This is a genomic window from Streptomyces sp. CB02056, assembly GCF_001905545.1.
Taxonomy (GTDB): Bacteria; Actinomycetota; Actinomycetes; order Streptomycetales; family Streptomycetaceae; genus Kitasatospora.
The window spans coordinates 669,620-684,828 of sequence record NZ_LIPD01000002.1 but is presented as its reverse complement, the minus strand read 5'-3'; the positions used below and the strand labels follow the sequence as shown (position 1 = coordinate 684,828).

General features: G+C 73.2%; 16 protein-coding genes and 4 tRNA genes. 5 read left to right on the top strand and 15 right to left on the bottom strand.

What is annotated here, in order from left to right:
• Positions 1-38 precede the first annotated feature (38 nt).
• On the bottom strand, positions 39-1,670 hold the full coding sequence (locus tag AMK13_RS07005; RefSeq protein WP_074001510.1) for a DAK2 domain-containing protein: 1,632 nt from the start codon (positions 1,668-1,670) through the stop codon (positions 39-41).
• Between the two features lie 298 nt (positions 1,671-1,968).
• Between AMK13_RS07005 and rpmB the strand changes: the two genes are divergently transcribed.
• The gene (gene rpmB / locus AMK13_RS07000; protein WP_014138233.1) at positions 1,969-2,154 is read left to right on the top strand and encodes a 50S ribosomal protein L28; all 186 of its coding nucleotides are present in this window, start codon (positions 1,969-1,971) and stop codon (positions 2,152-2,154) included.
• Between the two features lie 173 nt (positions 2,155-2,327).
• On the opposite strand, the gene thiD is transcribed toward rpmB, so the two are convergent.
• The 3 genes from thiD to AMK13_RS06985 all read right to left on the bottom strand — a co-directional run bounded on the left by thiD (position 2,328) and on the right by AMK13_RS06985 (position 5,299).
• On the bottom strand, positions 2,328-3,125 hold the full coding sequence (gene thiD / locus AMK13_RS06995; RefSeq protein ID WP_049656332.1) for a bifunctional hydroxymethylpyrimidine kinase/phosphomethylpyrimidine kinase: 798 nt from the start codon (positions 3,123-3,125) through the stop codon (positions 2,328-2,330).
• Positions 3,126-3,148: 23 nt separating this feature from the next.
• Positions 3,149-4,174 carry an ATP-dependent 6-phosphofructokinase gene (locus tag AMK13_RS06990; RefSeq protein WP_049656329.1) on the bottom strand — a complete coding sequence of 342 codons (1,026 nt, stop codon included), beginning with the start codon at positions 4,172-4,174 and terminating at the stop codon, positions 3,149-3,151.
• Between the two features lie 159 nt (positions 4,175-4,333).
• Complete coding sequence (locus AMK13_RS06985; RefSeq protein WP_049656327.1) at positions 4,334-5,299, bottom strand: thiamine-phosphate kinase; 966 nt, start codon at positions 5,297-5,299, stop codon at positions 4,334-4,336.
• A gap of 206 nt (positions 5,300-5,505) precedes the next feature.
• Between AMK13_RS06985 and AMK13_RS06980 the strand changes: the two genes are divergently transcribed.
• The gene (locus AMK13_RS06980; RefSeq protein ID WP_049656326.1) at positions 5,506-5,739 is read left to right on the top strand and encodes an Lrp/AsnC family transcriptional regulator; all 234 of its coding nucleotides are present in this window, start codon (positions 5,506-5,508) and stop codon (positions 5,737-5,739) included.
• A gap of 83 nt (positions 5,740-5,822) precedes the next feature.
• Positions 5,823-6,341, top strand: coding sequence for a DUF3515 family protein (locus tag AMK13_RS06975; RefSeq protein WP_079271902.1), 519 nt, complete (start codon positions 5,823-5,825; stop codon positions 6,339-6,341).
• A gap of 66 nt (positions 6,342-6,407) precedes the next feature.
• Here the strand turns inward: AMK13_RS06975 and AMK13_RS06970 are convergent, their stop codons facing one another.
• From AMK13_RS06970 to AMK13_RS06960, 3 genes are all read right to left on the bottom strand, one after another.
• Complete coding sequence (locus tag AMK13_RS06970; RefSeq protein WP_049656323.1) at positions 6,408-7,553, bottom strand: D-alanine--D-alanine ligase family protein; 1,146 nt, start codon at positions 7,551-7,553, stop codon at positions 6,408-6,410.
• An 89-nt stretch (positions 7,554-7,642) separates the two neighbouring features.
• A complete protein-coding gene (locus tag AMK13_RS06965) occupies positions 7,643-8,644 on the bottom strand; it encodes an NAD(P)H-dependent glycerol-3-phosphate dehydrogenase (protein WP_074001509.1) in 1,002 nt (333 codons plus the stop codon).
• The gene (locus tag AMK13_RS06960; RefSeq protein ID WP_049656319.1) at positions 8,641-9,471 is read right to left on the bottom strand and encodes a lysophospholipid acyltransferase family protein; all 831 of its coding nucleotides are present in this window, start codon (positions 9,469-9,471) and stop codon (positions 8,641-8,643) included. Before AMK13_RS06960 ends, AMK13_RS06965 begins: the two co-directional genes overlap by 4 nt.
• 219 nt (positions 9,472-9,690) lie before the next feature.
• Here AMK13_RS06960 and cofC point away from each other — a divergent pair, with 219 nt between their 5' ends.
• Together cofC and AMK13_RS44020 are read left to right on the top strand one after the other, a co-directional pair.
• Entirely contained in the window at positions 9,691-10,383 is a 693-nt protein-coding gene (gene cofC / locus AMK13_RS06955; protein WP_079271901.1) for a 2-phospho-L-lactate guanylyltransferase, read from the top strand.
• 85 nt (positions 10,384-10,468) lie between these two features.
• A complete protein-coding gene (locus AMK13_RS44020; RefSeq protein WP_030257846.1) occupies positions 10,469-10,690 on the top strand; it encodes a hypothetical protein in 222 nt (73 codons plus the stop codon).
• 236 nt (positions 10,691-10,926) lie between these two features.
• On the opposite strand, the gene AMK13_RS06945 is transcribed toward AMK13_RS44020, so the two are convergent.
• From AMK13_RS06945 to AMK13_RS06910, 8 genes are all read right to left on the bottom strand, one after another.
• On the bottom strand, positions 10,927-11,703 hold the full coding sequence (locus AMK13_RS06945) for an HU family DNA-binding protein (protein ID WP_074001508.1): 777 nt from the start codon (positions 11,701-11,703) through the stop codon (positions 10,927-10,929).
• Between the two features lie 133 nt (positions 11,704-11,836).
• On the bottom strand, positions 11,837-12,184 hold the full coding sequence (locus AMK13_RS06940) for a hypothetical protein (protein ID WP_369808362.1): 348 nt from the start codon (positions 12,182-12,184) through the stop codon (positions 11,837-11,839).
• 182 nt (positions 12,185-12,366) lie between these two features.
• Positions 12,367-12,963: a 3-isopropylmalate dehydratase small subunit gene (gene leuD / locus AMK13_RS06935; RefSeq protein WP_074001507.1), complete on the bottom strand. Its 597-nt coding sequence runs from the start codon at positions 12,961-12,963 to the stop codon at positions 12,367-12,369.
• Positions 12,964-12,966: 3 nt separating this feature from the next.
• Positions 12,967-14,391: a 3-isopropylmalate dehydratase large subunit gene (gene leuC / locus AMK13_RS06930; RefSeq protein WP_049659170.1), complete on the bottom strand. Its 1,425-nt coding sequence runs from the start codon at positions 14,389-14,391 to the stop codon at positions 12,967-12,969.
• 409 nt (positions 14,392-14,800) lie between these two features.
• A tRNA-Gln gene (locus AMK13_RS06925) sits at positions 14,801-14,875 on the bottom strand.
• Positions 14,876-14,924: 49 nt separating this feature from the next.
• Positions 14,925-14,997 (bottom strand) — tRNA-Glu (locus AMK13_RS06920).
• Between the two features lie 26 nt (positions 14,998-15,023).
• Positions 15,024-15,096 (bottom strand) — tRNA-Glu (locus AMK13_RS06915).
• Between the two features lie 27 nt (positions 15,097-15,123).
• Positions 15,124-15,196, bottom strand: a tRNA-Glu gene (locus AMK13_RS06910).
• Positions 15,197-15,209: the final 13 nt, after the last annotated feature.

Below are 15,209 nucleotides of genomic sequence, written 5' to 3'. Positions count from 1 at the left end.
ACCGGGCCGACAAACCGGGCCAAGGGCGGCCCCCGCCCCTACTCCACCCCGATGAGCAGCGGTGCCGGTTCCTGCCCGCCGTGGAAGACCACCGCGTCCACCTCGGGCCGGCGGTGCCGGACGTGGGCGACCAGCCGGTCGGCGAGCGCCTCGTCGGTGCCGCCGCCGAGGACCAGGGTGACGAGTTCGCCGCCGGCCCCGAGCATCCGGTCCAGCACGCTCTCGCCGACCTCGGCCAGCCCGGCGCCGATCACCGCGACGTCGCCGTCGATCAGCCCGAGCACGTCCCCGGCCTGGCAGACCCCCGCCATCGTCCAGGACTCCCCCTCGGCGACGGCCAGCTCCGCGTAGCGGGTGGCGCCGGCGGCGGAGGTCATGGCGACCACGTCCTCGTCGAAGCGGCGGCCGCCCTCGTGCACCGCGAGCGCGGCCAGCCCCTGCACCGGCGAGCGGGTGGGCAGGACGGCGATCCGCACCCCCTCCTCGCGCAGCTGGTCGGCGGCGGCCCCGGCGGCGGCGCGCAGCTCGGGGTCGTTGAGCAGCAGGACGACCTCGCGGGCGGCCGAGCGGCGCACCGCGTCGGCGAGCTCGGCGCTGGCCGGCGGGCGGTCCGGGTCGGCGTGCAGGACGACGGCGCCGGCCTGCTCGCAGAGCTCGGCCAGGCCCCCGCCGGAGACCACCGAGAGCACCGCGCGGGCCCGTTCCTCGCGTTCGCCGCGCTCGGCGGCGGTGCCGGAGCGGGCGGCGGCCTCGGCGAAGTGGGTGATCCGGATCTGGTGCGGGCGCCCGGCGCCGACCCCGGCCTCCACGGCGGCGCCCGCGTCGTCCACGTGGACGTGCACGTTCCACAGGCCGTCGCCGCCGCCGATCACCAGCGAGTCGCCGAGCCCGCCGAGCCGCTCGCGCAGCGCGGGCAGCGCCTCGTCGGGGGCGTCCAGCAGGTAGATGACCTCGAAGGCGGGGTGGCCGGGGCCGGGCGGCCGCAGGTGCGTCTCGCAGCTCTCCACGGCCCGGACGTCCCCGCGCAGCGCGACCGGCCCCATCGGCTGCTGCCCGGCGACGGCGTCGGCGAGCGCGCCGAGGACGGCCACCAGGCCGCGCCCGCCGGCGTCCACCACCCCGTTCTCGGCCAGGACGGCGAGCTGCTCGGGGGTGTGCCGCAGCGCGTCCCGGGCGGCCCGGTAGGCGGTGTCGGCGACCTGGGCGAGCCCGCCCCCGGCCCGGTGGGCCTCCCGGGCGGCGACCCGGGCGACGGTCAGCAGGGTGCCCTCGACGGGCTCCGCGACGGCCTGGTAGGCGGAGTCGGCGGCCCGCTGCAGGGCGGCCCGCAGCTGTTCGGCGCCGCCGCCCTCGGCGAGCGTCTCGGCGGTGCCGCGCAGCCACTGGGCGAGGATCACCCCGGAGTTGCCCCGGGCGCCGACCAGCGCGCCGCGGGCCATCGCCCGGACCGTCTCGGCCAGCCCGGGCGCCGGGTCGGCGGCGGGGTCGGCGAAGCGGCTCTCCACCTCGGCGGCGGCGGACTCGACGGTCAGGTAGAGGTTGGTGCCGGTGTCGCCGTCCGGGACGGGGTAGACGTTGAGCGCGTCGATCTCCTCGCGGGCCTGGCCGAGCGCGCGCAGGGCGAGCTGGCACCAGGTGCGCACGGCCGGGGCGTCGAGCGTGTGCAGCACCAGGTCTCCTCCGGACGGGACGCCGCGGCGGCCCGGGGCGGTGACGCGGGCCGGGCGGCGGCAAGGGGTGATACCGGCAGGTTATCGGGGGGCGGGGAGGGCCGTCCGGTCCGGCGGGCAGGAGCGATCACTCGGCCGGTCATGGTAGTTTCGTGGGACGGAAGCAAGCGTTGTATGCTCTTCCGGTTGCCTGGAACCGTCCAGGCTCACCCCCTTGTCCGGTCTGGTTCACGCGAGTGTTCTGGTGGCTGAGTGGGGTTTTCGAAAGTATCTGATCTGAAGTCTTGGAGTGACTCCTGTGGCTGCCAACTGCGACGTCTGCGGCAAGGGGCCGGGCTTCGGCAACAGCATCTCCCACTCTCACCGCCGTACCCCCCGTCGTTGGAACCCCAACATTCAGACGGTGCGCGCTGTGATTGGGCGGACGCCGAAGCGGCTCAACGTCTGCACCTCGTGCATCAAGGCCGGTAAGGTCTCGCGCTGACGCGCAGACCGGCATGCCGGTCCTCCAGTGAGCCGGTTCATCCTCGGATGGGCCGGCTCCACTGTTTCCGTGGCCGGTTGCGCCGATTTCCGGACGTGACCGTGGTGGGCGGGCTCCTCTGAGGAGTCCGCCCACCGCTGTTTTCCGGACGTTCCGGACGTTCCGGGCCTCCGCTAGCGCCAGCGCCAGGCGTGGTCGACCGGGCCGATGCCGGCGCCCAGGGCGAAGCCCCCGGCGATCGCGCCGGTGATGTACTCCTTGGCCGAGGCCACCGCCAGCGGCAGCGGCTCGCCCTTGGCCAGGCCGGCCGCGATCGCGCTGGCCAGCGTGCAGCCGGTGCCGTGGGTGTGGCGGTTGTCGTAGCGCGGCGCCCGGAACCAGTGCACCTCGTCCGGTCCGCCGTACAGCAGGTCGGCGGCCTCGCCCGGCAGGTGGCCGCCCTTGACCAGCGCCCAGCGCGGCCCGAGGTCGACCAGCGCCTTGGCGGCGTCCAGCATCTGCGACTCGTCCTCGACGGCCAGCCCGGTGAGCTGGGTCACCTCGTGCAGGTTGGGGGTGGCCAGGGTGGCGACCGGCAGCAGCTTCTCGCGGACGGTGGCGACGGCCTCGGCGACCAGCAGTGCGTCCCCGTGCTTGGAGACCCCGACCGGGTCGACCACCACCGGGGCGTCCACCCCGGCCAGCAGCTCGGCGACGGTCTCGACGAGTTCGACCGAGGCGAGCATCCCGGTCTTCACGGCCTGCACCCCGATGTCGTCCACCACGCTGCGGAACTGCGCCCGGACGGCTTCGGCGGGCAGTTCCCAGTAGCCCTGGACGCCGAGCGAGTTCTGCGCGGTGACGGCGGTGATCACGCTCATGCCGTGGACGCCGAGGGCGAGCATCGCCTTGAGGTCGGCCTGGATGCCGGCGCCGCCGCCGGAGTCGGAGCCGGCGACGGTGAGCACGCGGGGGGGAGCAGTCGAAGCCATGGCCCCAACCTACCCGCGCCGTTTCACAGCACCGCTTCGGACTCCGCCCAGCGGTCCTCCGGCACCGTCTTCAGCCGGGTCACCGCGTCGCCGATCGGCAGCAGTTCGATGCCGGTCCGGCGCAGCGCGGTGAAGTGCCCGAACGCCCCCTGGTGGACGGCCTCCACCGCGTGCCAGCCGAACCGGGTGGCGAGCACCCGGTCCCGGGCGGTCGGGGTGCCGCCGCGCTGGACGTGGCCGAGGATGACCGGGCGGGCCTCCTTGCCGAGCAGGTCCTCCAGCTCGTGGGCGAGCCGGTTACCGATCCCGCCGAAGGTCCGGTGGCCGTACTGGTCGACCTCGCCGTGGTCGAAGCGCATGGTGCCGGGCACCGGGGAGGCGCCCTCGGCGACGGCGATGATGGCGAACTTCTTGCCGCGCGCGAAGCGGTCCTCGATTATCCGGGCCACCGCCTCGATGTCGAAGGGCTTCTCCGGGATCAGGATGCCGTGCGCGCCGCCCGCCATGCCCGCGGTGAGGGTGATCCAGCCGGTGTGCCGTCCCATCAACTCGACCACCATGACGCGCTGGTGGGACTCGGCGGTGGTCTTCAGCCGGTCGATCGCCTCGGTCGCGACGTGCACGGCGGTGTCGAAGCCGAAGGTCACATCGGTGGCGTCGATGTCGTTGTCGATGGTCTTCGGCACCCCGACGACGGGCAGTCCGGCGTCGCTGAACAGCTTGGCGGCGGTCAGCGTCCCCTCGCCGCCGATCGCGATCAGCGCGTCGATGCCGATCTCCCGGGCGAGCGTCCTGGCGTTCTCCACCGCCCAGGCGATCCGGTCCCGCCGCACCCGGGCCGAGCCCAGGATGGTGCCGCCGAGGGTGAGCAGGCCGGTGACGTCGTCGTGCGTGACCGTCCGGGTGCGGCCCTCGATCAGTCCGAGGAAGCCGTCCAGGATGCCGACGATCTCGTCCCCGTGAACGTCGGTGCCCCGGTGCACCACCGAGCGGATCACCGCGTTGAGGCCGGGGCAGTCGCCGCCGCTGGTCAGTACACCGATGCGCATCTGTGGTGTGCTCCCGCTCGCAGTGGTTCGGGCCGCCCGCGCCGGACGGGCGGGCCGGGGTGTCGCAAGCCTACGCACAACGCACCCGCGAAGCCCGTCCCCCGCGCACCGGAGCGTCACGCGCCGCCCGCCGTACGGGGATCGGCGCGCGGCCGCGCGCTACTCGGCGAAGTGGTCCCAGCCGCCGACCCGGTCCCAGGGCGCGCCGTCGACCGTCACCCGGCCGCTGCGGCTGCCCGTCGGGCGGCCGGTCACCTCGCCCACCACCCGCCAGCGGGCCGGGAGTTGGATCCCACGCGGGAAGGTGGCGACGATCGCGTGGTCCTCGCCGCCGGAGAGCACCCAGACCAGCGGGTCCACCCCGACCGCCTGGCCGATGTCGGCCATCTGCGCCGGGACGTCGAAGTCGGCGGCCTTGAGGTCGATGTCCACCTCGCTGGCCCGGGCGACGTGGCCGAGGTCGGCGACCAGCCCGTCGCTCACGTCGACCATCGAGGTCGCGCCCAGGTCGGCCGCCGCCGGGCCCGCGTGGTACGGCGGTTCGGGCCGGCGGTGCGCCTCGACGAAGGCGCGCGGGGAGCGGAAGCCGCGCTGGAGCACGGTCAGGCCGGCGGCCGACCAGCCGAGCCAGCCGGTCACCGCGACCACGTCGCCGACCTGCGCGCCGGAGCGCGTCACCGGCGCCCGCCCCTGGAGGTCCCCGAGCGCCGTGATGGCCAGCGTGACGGTGTCGCCGCGCACCACGTCGCCGCCGACCACCGTCGCCCCGGCCACCTGGCACTCGTCGCGCAGCCCGTCCATCAACTCGGTGGCCCAGGTGGTCGGCAGGTCCGCGGGGGCGACCAGGCCGAGCAGGATGGCGGTCGGCACCGCCCCCATCGCGGCCACGTCGGCGAGGTTCTGGGCGGCGGCCTTGCGGCCCACGTCGTAGGCGGTGGACCAGTCCCGGCGGAAGTGCCGGTTCTCGATCAGGACGTCCGTGGTCGCCACCACCCGGCCGTCCGGAGCCCGTACCACCGCGGCGTCGTCACCCGGGCCGAGGTCGACGGCATCGGTGAGCGGTACCCGGGCGGTCAGCTCCCTGATGAGGCCGAACTCGCCGAGCTCGCCCACGGTCCCCTGCATCTGCCGTCCTCTCGCGTTTCCATCCGATTCGGTCCCCGTCGCGCTCCCCCGCGCGCAGCGTACGCCCTTCGGGAGCATCGAGGTCTCCCCTCCCCGGCCCGCAGCGCGGTAGCGTGGTGATCAGACTGCCGGTGAGCCCACCCACCCACACACCTGACCGGGCGATCACGGCGGCTATCCCCCTAACCGGCCGCCGGGAGGTCCCCGTGGTACAGGCATACATCCTGATCCAGACCGAGGTTGGCAAGGCCACCGCCGTGGCCCGGACCATCGCCGGGGTTCCCGGCGTCCTGAGCGCCGAGGACGTCACCGGCCCCTACGACGTGATCGTCAAGGCCGAGGCCGAGACGGTGGACGAGCTGGGCCGCATGGTGGTGGCCCAGGTCCAGAAGGTCGACGGCATCACCCGCACGCTCACCTGTCCCGTGGTGCACCTGTAGGCCGGTGCACCCGTGAGCCGGTGTGACCGTGAGCCGGCGCACCGGCCCGTACCTGCCGTCCGGGCCCCGGCTACCATCGGCGGGTGGCCAGAGAACTGCGCGTCCCCGAGGCGCTGACCGCCCTGCCGGCCCCGGTCCGCTGGCTGGCCCTGCCCGTCGCCCTGACCTGCGCTGTCGTCGCGCTGGTCGGCAGCTGGAGCCCGGCCGATCCGGCGGTCGAGGTCCCGCAGCCGACCGGCCGGGCGGCCGGGTACTGCCGGGCGCTCGCCGCCGCGCTGCCCGCCGACCTGCTCGGCCACGCCCGCCGGGACCCGTCGCCCGCCTCGCCGTACGTGGCCGGCTGGGGCGACTCGCCCCGGACGGTGCTGCGCTGCGGCATCGACCGGCCGGAGGAGCTGGACGGCGACCACGCCTCGGACTGGTCCCCGAGCGTCGACGACGTCACCTGGTGGTCGCAGAAGCTCGCCGACGGCGGCTACCGCTTCGTGACGACCATGCGTGCCGCCTACGTCGAGGTGACCGTCCCGGCCGGGGCCGCGAAGAACCCCTTCGACCCGGCGGCCGCCCTGAGCGGCGCGGTCAAGGCCAACGTCCCGGGCTGAGCCGAACGGGTCCCCGACGCACCGAGGGCGGGCCGGGAAGCTCCCGGCCCGCCCTCCGCACATCCGCTAGCGAAGCCCGGTCGAGCGCCGCAGCGCCGTCGCGAGCAGCCGGTCGATCAGCTCCGGGTACGAGACCCCGCTGGCCTCCCACATCTTCGGGAAGGCCGAGATCGGGGTGAAGCCGGGCATGGTGTTGATCTCGTTGATCATCCAGGTGCCGTCCTCCAGCAGGAAGAAGTCCACCCGGGCCAGTCCCTCGCAGCCGAGCGCCTCGAAGGCCTCGACCGCCTGGCGCTGGATCTCGGCGAGCTCACCGGCGGTGAGGTCCGCCGGGATCTTCACGTCCGAGGAGTCGATGTACTTGGCCTCGAAGTCGTAGAAGTCGAAGCCCTCGCCGACCAGGATCTCGCCGGCCACGCTGGCCCGCGGACCGTCCTCGAACTCCAGCACGCCGCACTCGATCTCGCGGCCGGTCACGCCCGCCTCGATGATCAGCTTGGGGTCGTGCCGGCGGGCCTCCTCGATCGCCGCGTCGAGGTCGGCCAGGTCCTTCACCTTGGTGATGCCGATGCTGGAGCCGGCCCGGCAGGGCTTCACGAACAGCGGCAGGCCCAGCTCGGCGGCCCGCTCGCGCACCGCCGCGCGGCCCGCCTCGGTCTCCCAGTCGCGCGGCCGCACGATGGTGTAGCGGCCGACGTCCAGACCGTGCGAGGCGAGGATCCGCTTGGCGAACTCCTTGTCCATGCCGGCCGCGCTGGCCAGCACGCCGTTGCCGACGTACGGGACGCCGGAGAGCTCCAGCAGGCCCTGGAGCGTGCCGTCCTCGCCCCACGGGCCGTGCAGCAGCGGGAAGACCACGTCGACCTCGCCGAGGGCCTTGGGGGCGCTGCCCGGCTCGGTCAGGACCACCTCGCGGTCGCCCGGGGCGACCGGCAGCGCGACCTGGCCGTCGACGCCCTCGGCGACGTGCGCCACGTCCGGCAGCTTCCCGTCGGTGATGGCCATCCGGGCCGGCTCGTCGCTGGTCAGCGCCCAGCGGCCCTCGTGCGTGATGCCGATCGGCAGCACGTCGTACTTGTCGCGGTCGATCGCCCTGAGCACACTGCCCGCGGTGGAGACCGAGATCGCGTGCTCGGAGCTGCGCCCGCCGAAGACCAGCGCGACGCGCGGCTTCCGGTCGGACCGGTTCGGGGAGGACTGTTCGATGCTCATATCGGGTTTGAGACTACCGTGCGAGGCCCTTCCGGGAAGTCAGCGGCGCCGCACCCTCGGCGCCGCCGCTCCGGTCAGCGCCGCTCGGGTCAGCGCCGCTCCGGCTTGGCCGAACGCGACATCAGCGCCTGCAGCGCCTCCTGGGTCGGCCGCCCGTTGTGCACCACGTCCACCACGGCCTCGACGATCGGCATGTCGACCCCGTTGCGCCGGGCCAGGTCCAGCACCGACTCGCAGGACTTGACGCCCTCGGCGGTCTGCCGGGTGGCCGCGCGGGCCTCCTCCAGCGTCATGCCCCGGCCCAGGTTCATGCCGAAGGTGTTGTTGCGGGACAGCGGCGAGGAGCAGGTGGCCACCAGGTCGCCCATCCCGGCGAGCCCCGCGAAGGTGTGCGGGTCCGCGCCCAGCACCTCGCCGAGCCGGGTGGTCTCGGCCAGCCCGCGGGTGATCAGCGTCGCCTTGGTGTTGTCGCCCAGCCCCATGCCGGCCGCCATGCCGACCGCCAGGCCGATCACGTTCTTGACCGCGCCGCCGAGTTCGCAGCCCACCACGTCGGTGTTGGTGTACGGCCGGAAGTACGGCGTGTGGCAGGCCGCCTGGAGCCGCTTGGCGACCGCCTCGTCGGAGCAGGCGACCACGCTGGCCGCGGGCTGCCGGTTGGCGATCTCCTTGGCCAGGTTGGGCCCGCTGACCACCGCGACGCGCTCCTGACCGACCCCGGTGACCTCGTCGATCACCTCGCTCATCCGCTTGGCGGTGCCGAGTTCGATGCCCTTCATCAGGCTCACCAGCACGGTCTGCGGCTCGATCAGCGGCGTCCAGGCGGCCAGGTTGTCGCGCAGCGTCTGCGAGGGCACCACGAGCACCGCGAAGTCGGCGCCGGCCAGCGCCTCGGCGGCGTCGGTGGTGGCCCGGACGGTGTCGGGCAGCCGGACGCCCGGCAGGTAGTCCGGGTTCTCGTGGGTGGAGTTGACGGCGTCCACCAGCTCCTGGCGGCGGGCCCAGAGCACGACCTCGCAGCCCGCGTCGGCGAGCACCATCGCGAACGCGGTGCCCCAGGAGCCGGTTCCCATCACGGCGCAACGGGTCACTTGCCGGCCTCCTCGGTGCCCTTGCCCGGCTCGCCCTTGGCGCGCCGGCGCTCGGCCAGCGCTGCCGCGGCGCGCTCCCGGGCGGCCTTGCGCATGTCGTAGCGCTCGGCCGGCGGCTCCTCGCCCCGGACTTCGGCCAGCACGGCGGTGATCGCCGTCATGATGTCCTCGGTCGCGTCGGCGAGCACCTGGGCGGTGAGCTCCTGCCCCTGGTACCGGCTCAGGTCCACCGGCGGCCCGGCCGCGACGGTGACCCGGTGCCGCGGGAACAGGTTGAACCGGCCCTTCCCGAAACCGGGCCGGCCGTACGGCGGGATGATCTCGTGGGCGCCCCAGTGCGCGACCGGGATGACCGGCGCACCGGTCATCAGCGCGACCCGGGCGACCCCGCTCTTGCCGGTCATCGGCCACAGGTCGGGGTCCCGGGTGAGCGTTCCCTCCGGGTAGAACTGCACGCACTGGCCGCCGTTGACCGCGTCGATCGCGGCCCGGAACGCCTGCGCGGCGTCGGTGGACTCGCGGAACACCGGGATCTGGCCGGTCTTGCGCAGCATGAACCCGATGAAGGGGACGGAGAACAGCGAGGACTTGCCGAGAATGCGCGGCGGACGCCCGCTGTTGTACTGCCAGTGCGCGTAGATCACCGGGTCGATGATCGAGTTGTGGTTCACCGCGGCGATGAAGCCGCCGTTCCTCGGAACGTGCTCCCAGCCCCGCCAGTCGGGCTTCACCAGGGCGGTCGTCACCGGCTTCACCAGCACGGCCGCGAAGCGGTACCAGATGCCGTAGTCGGCGTTGCCGAACTTGGCGTACGAGCGGCGGGCCACCCCAGCTCCTTCTCATCCGATGCGGCACGGATTACCGCGGTCATGGTGTCCCGGTGCCGCGCACCGCTTCCGCCGGTGCCCGGGCCACGGGCGCGGAACAGTGTCGCCCGCCCGCTCACCGGCTGTCGAGCAACCGCGCCAACCCGCCCGGCGGGCGTGATCAAACGCACGTCCGCACAGCTCGAACGGCCTGGCGAGGGCTCCGGGACCGGCGCCAGAATGACGCCGGTGACCCAGGACACCGTACGCCCCAGTGAGCCCGTCGCGCCCCCCGCACCCACGGCCGGCTGGTCGCTGGTGCTCCCGCTCAAGCCGCTCGCCCTGGCGAAGAGCAGACTGGCCCCGTACGCCGGGCCGCACCGGGCCGACCTGGCGCTGTCCTTCGCCCTGGACACCGTCGCCGCCGCCCTGGCCACCCCGGACGTCGACCGGGTCCTGGTGGTCACCCGCGACGCCGAGGCCGGCGCCCGGCTGGCCGCGCTCGGCGCCCTGGTGGTCGCCGACGAGCCCGGCGGCGGCCTCAACCGGGCCCTGGCGCACGGCGCCGCGGCCGCCCTGGCCCTGGCCCCGCGGGCCCCGCTGGCGGCGCTCTCGGCGGACCTCCCCGCGCTGCGCCCGGCCGAACTGACCCGGGTGCTGGGCGCGGTGCCGCCGGACGGCCGGGCCTTCCTGCCGGACTCCCCCGGCCTCGGCACCACCCTGCTCGCCTGCGCGCCCGGGCGACCGCTCTCCCCCGCCTTCGGGGACGGCTCACGGGCCCGGCACGCGGCCGGCGGAGCGCTCGAACTGCGCCTGCCGGACGTGGAGTCGGTGCGCCGGGACGTGGACACCGGGACGGACCTCGGCGAGGCCGCGGCGCTCGGCCTCGGCCCGCACACCAGCGCGCTGTTCGCCCGCCTGAGCCTGCGCTGAGCCCGCCCCGGCCCCTCCGGAGCCCGCCCGGCCCGGCGCCGACCTGCTCCCCGGCCCGGGCGGGGCCGCTCGCTATGCTGCACGCATGCAGGCCACCGCGTTCACCTTCGACCCCGCCACCCGGGCCGGCTCCGTGCTGCTCGACGACGGGACCCCGGTGCCGTTCGACGCGGCCGCCTTCGACGCCGGCGGCCTGCGGCTGCTGCGCCCCGGACAGCGGGTGCGGATCCGCACCGAGGGCACCGGCGAGGCCCGCCGGGTGGTCTTCGTGACGCTCCAGACCTTCCCCGACCCCGCCGAGGGCTGACGGCCCCGTCGGGCTCCGCCGAGGCCCGCGGAACCTTCGGGCCCGACCGGCCCCGCCGGGGACCGGCCCGCACCCCGCCACCCCGCTCGGAACCGCCCCCTGCCGACGCACGCCGCGGATTCCTGACTAAGCGCCCGGAAATCGAAAGAGCCGCGGCGACCGGTCTCCGCGAATTCACGGGAGGGGGGGTGCCGCGGCTCTGGGCCGAAGGCCGTCCGAAGACGGTCGCGCGGGACTTACTTGGCAGAGGTCTTGCGCGCGGTGGTCTTGCGGGTGGCGGTCTTCTTCGCCGGCGCCGTCTTCTTGGCGGTGGCGGCCGCCTTCTTGGCGGTGGCCGTGGTCTTCTTGGCGGCGGCCGTGGTGGTCGCCTTCTTCGCGGCGGCCGTCTTCTTGGTGGCGGCGGCCTTGGTCGCGGTCGCCGTCGCCTTCTTGGCGGCGGTGGTCTTCGCGGCCGTCGTCTTCGCGGCGGTGGTCTTCGCGGCGGTGGTCTTCGCGGCGGACTTCTTGGCGGTCGCCGTGGTCTTCTTGGCGGCGGCCGTGGTGGTCGCCTTCTTGGCGGCGGCCGTGGTCGCCGTCTTCTTGGCGGCGGCCTTCTTGGCGGCCGGGGCGGCGGCAGCGGCGGCGGCGCGCTTGGTGGCGGCACGCTTGGCGGCCGGGGTGGCGGCCACGCCGCTCTTGCCCGGGGTGAGGGAGCCCTTGGGGGCCTTCTTCACCGAGGGGCCTTCCTTCGGCAGCTTCTTGCTGCCGCTGACCAGGTCCTTGAAGCCCTGGCCCGGACGGAAGCGCGGGACCGAGGTCTTCTTGACCTTGACGCGCTCGCCGGTCTGCGGGTTGCGGGCGAAGCGCGCGGAGCGCTCCACCTTCTCGAAGGTGCCGAACCCGGTCACCGAGACCCGGTCACCGGCCACAACGGCACGGACCATGGTGTCGAGCACTGCGTCGACGGCCTCTGCGGCAGCCTTGCGACCGCCCAGCTGCTCGGCCACCGCTTCGACAAGCTGAGCCTTGTTCACGTCTTCCCCTTCGGAAACGGGCGCCGGATGATTCCATCCGTTCTTTTCGCACGTTAGGTATGTATCTGCGGACTTTCAATTACCAAACGCGCGAATCACCCTAGTGTCGCAATGGATTTGCGCGTCGGCGACCTCAGTCGAGCGGCGGGGGCCCCTCGTCGAGGTCATGTACAAAGCGACTCAACCGCCTTGCCGCCTCCGGAAGATCGCGCTTGGCGGTCTCGGTGACGATGAGGAGTTGACGGGTGAGAGCGGTCTTTGCATCGGCAGACACGTTCAGCGCATGCACGCGGGCGTGAGCTTGCTTCAACCGCTCGGCCACAAGCGCGTAGAGCGCTACGACTTCCTGGTCGTCCGGCCCCTCAGCTGGTGCGGAGGTGACGTCCGGCCGGTCGTCAATTCGGCGTTCGGATGGCCGGCCCATGGAGTCCTCAGTCGCGGGTTCGCCGCCCGCGTACGGAGGTTCATGGTGCCGGTGCATGTACTGATTGTGCCATCTACCCGCAGTTGTACTTGCGCGGGCCCCTCTTCCGCAAAGCCAAATGGGCAATCCGGGGCGGACCCCGGCGCTAACTCGTGCTCCGGAACGACGGATGGCCCGGCCCCCCCGAGGGGGGCACGGGCCACGCGGTGGATCGTCAGAATGCTTGTTCTGAGGGGAACTCAGGCGACCGGCAGAGTACGGGGCTTGAAGGCCGGACGGGTCTCCTCGAAGGCCGCGATGTCGGCCTCGTTCCGCAGCGTGATGCTGATGTCGTCCAGCCCGTTGAGCAGCCGCCACCGGACGTTGTCGTCCAGTTCGAAGGCCGCCGTGATGCCTTCGGCCCGTACTTCGCGCGCCTCCAGGTCGACGGTGATCTCGGCCGAAGGGTCACTCTCCGTGAGCGCCCAGAGCCGTTCCACGGTCTCCTGCGGCAGGACGACCGTCAGCAGGCCGTTCTTCAGGGAGTTGCCCCGGAAGATGTCGGCGAAGCGCGAGGAGATGACCGCGTGGAAGCCGTAGTTCTGGAGCGCCCAGACGGCGTGCTCCCGGGAGGAGCCGGTGCCGAACTCGGGACCGGCCACCAGGACCGTGGCGCCCTGCCGCTCGGGCCGGTTGAGGATGAACGACTCGTCCTTGCGCCAGGCTTCGAACAGGCCGCCCTCGAAACCGGATCGGGTGACCTTCTTGAGCCAGTGGGCGGGGATGATCTGGTCGGTGTCCACGTTGCTGCGGCGCAGCGGGACGGCCCGGCCGGTGTGGGTGGTGAACTTCTCCATGGCTCAGGCCTCCACGGGAGCGACGTCGGCGGTCAGGTCGGAGGGGGACGCGAGGCGGCCCAGCACGGCGGTCGCGGCGGCGACCTGCGGGGAGACCAGGTGGGTGCGGCCGCCCTTGCCCTGCCGGCCCTCGAAGTTGCGGTTCGAGGTGGAGGCGCAGCGCTCCCCCGGGGCGAGCTGGTCGGGGTTCATGCCCAGGCACATCGAGCAGCCCGCGTGGCGCCACTCGGCGCCGGCCGCGGTGAACACCTTGTCCAGCCCCTCCTCGACGGCCTGGAGCGCGACCCGGACGGACCCGGGGACGACCAGCATCCGTACGCCGTCGGCGATCCGGCGGCCCTCGACGACGGCCGCGGCGGCCCGCAGGTCCTCGATCCGGCCGTTGGTGCAGGAGCCGACGAAGACCGCGTCGACCTTCACCTCGCGCAGCGGGGTGCCGGCCTCCAGGCCCATGTACGTCAGGGCGTTCTCGGCGGCCAGGCGCTCCTGCGGGTCGGCGAAGGAGGCCGGGTCCGGCACGTTCGAGCCCAGCGGGGCGCCCTGGCCCGGGTTGGTGCCCCAGGTGACGAAGGGGGTCAGCTCGCTCGCGTCGATGAAGATCTCGTGGTCGAAGACCGCGTCCTCGTCGGTGCCCAGGGTCCGCCAGTACGCGACGGCGGCGTCCCAGTCCTCGCCCTGCGGGGCGTGCGGGCGGCCCTGGAGGTACGCGAAGGTCGTGTCGTCCGGGGCGATCATGCCGGCCCGGGCGCCGGCCTCGATCGACATGTTGCAGACGGTCATCCGGGCCTCCATGGAGAGGCTCCGGATCGCCGAACCGCGGTACTCCAGGACGTAGCCCTGGCCGCCGCCGGTGCCGATCTTCGCGATGACGGCCAGGATCAGGTCCTTGGCGGTGACGCCCTCGGGCAGGTCGCCCTCGACGGTGACCGCCATGGTCCGGAACGGCGCCAGCGGCAGGGTCTGGGTGGCCAGCACGTGCTCGACCTGGCTGGTGCCGATCCCGAACGCCAGCGCGCCGAAGGCGCCGTGGGTCGAGGTGTGGGAGTCGCCGCAGACCACGGTCATGCCGGGCTGGGTCAGGCCGAGCTGCGGGCCGACGACGTGCACGACGCCCTGTTCGACGTCGCCGAGCGAGTGGATCCGGACGCCGAACTCGGCGGCGTTCCTGCGCAGGGTCTCCAGCTGCACCTTGGAGACCGGGTCGGCGATCGGCTTGTCGATGTCCAGGGTGGGGGTGTTGTGGTCCTCGGTGGCGATCGTCAGATCGGTGCGGCGGACCGTACGGCCGGCCAGCCGCAGCCCGTCGAAGGCCTGCGGGCTGGTGACCTCGTGGAGCAGGTGGAGGTCGATGAAGAGGAGGTCGGGTTCGCCCTCCGCGCGCCGCACGACGTGGTCGTCCCAGACCTTCTCTGCGAGTGTCCGTCCCATCGGATTCCCTCCAGCCGGCCGCGTTGCCGGCCTTCTCGTGTCGTCGAGGTCAAAGCGTGTGCGCCGCCCTGAGACTCCCGGGCCGCTCCCGTCCAGAGTGGCGCTTTTCGCCGGAGATTGAACTTGTGTCTCGCGGAGTGAGATCGCGGTCTTAGCGCATGGACAGCGCGCGGCGACCCGTCCACCCCCGTCCGCCCCCGGCCGGCCGGGCCCCGCGAAGGCTCGGCGGAGGCTCGGCGGAGACTCCGCGAGGGCTGCCCGGAGGAGCCTGCGGAGACCCCCGGGAAGAGTCGCGCGGAGGCCGCACGGAACGCCGAAAGGGCCCCACCCGTGACCGGGTGGGGCCCTTTCGGAAAGCCTTCGACGCACAACGAAAAAGACCCCGGGCAACCGGGGCCTTTCCAATTTCTGGCTGGGGTACCAGGACTCGAACCTAGACTAAATGAACCAGAATCACTCGTGCTGCCAATTACACCATACCCCAACACAAAGCAAGGGCCGATGGGCGAGCCCACCGGCTTCCTGCTCTGAAGTACCCCCGACCGGATTCGAACCGGCGCTACTGCCGTGAGAGGGCAGCGTGCTAGGCCGCTACACAACGGGGGCTTCCTGGCGATCCCTTGCGGGATCCGTACCCCCGACCGGATTCGAACCGGCGCTACTGCCGTGAGAGGGCAGCGTGCTAGGCCGCTACACAACGGGGGCTTTCCAGGTGATCCCTTGCGGGATCCGTACCCCCGACCGGATTCGAACCGGCGCTACTGCCGTGAGAGGGCAGCGTGCTAGGCCGCTACACAACGGGGGCTTGATCTTCTTTT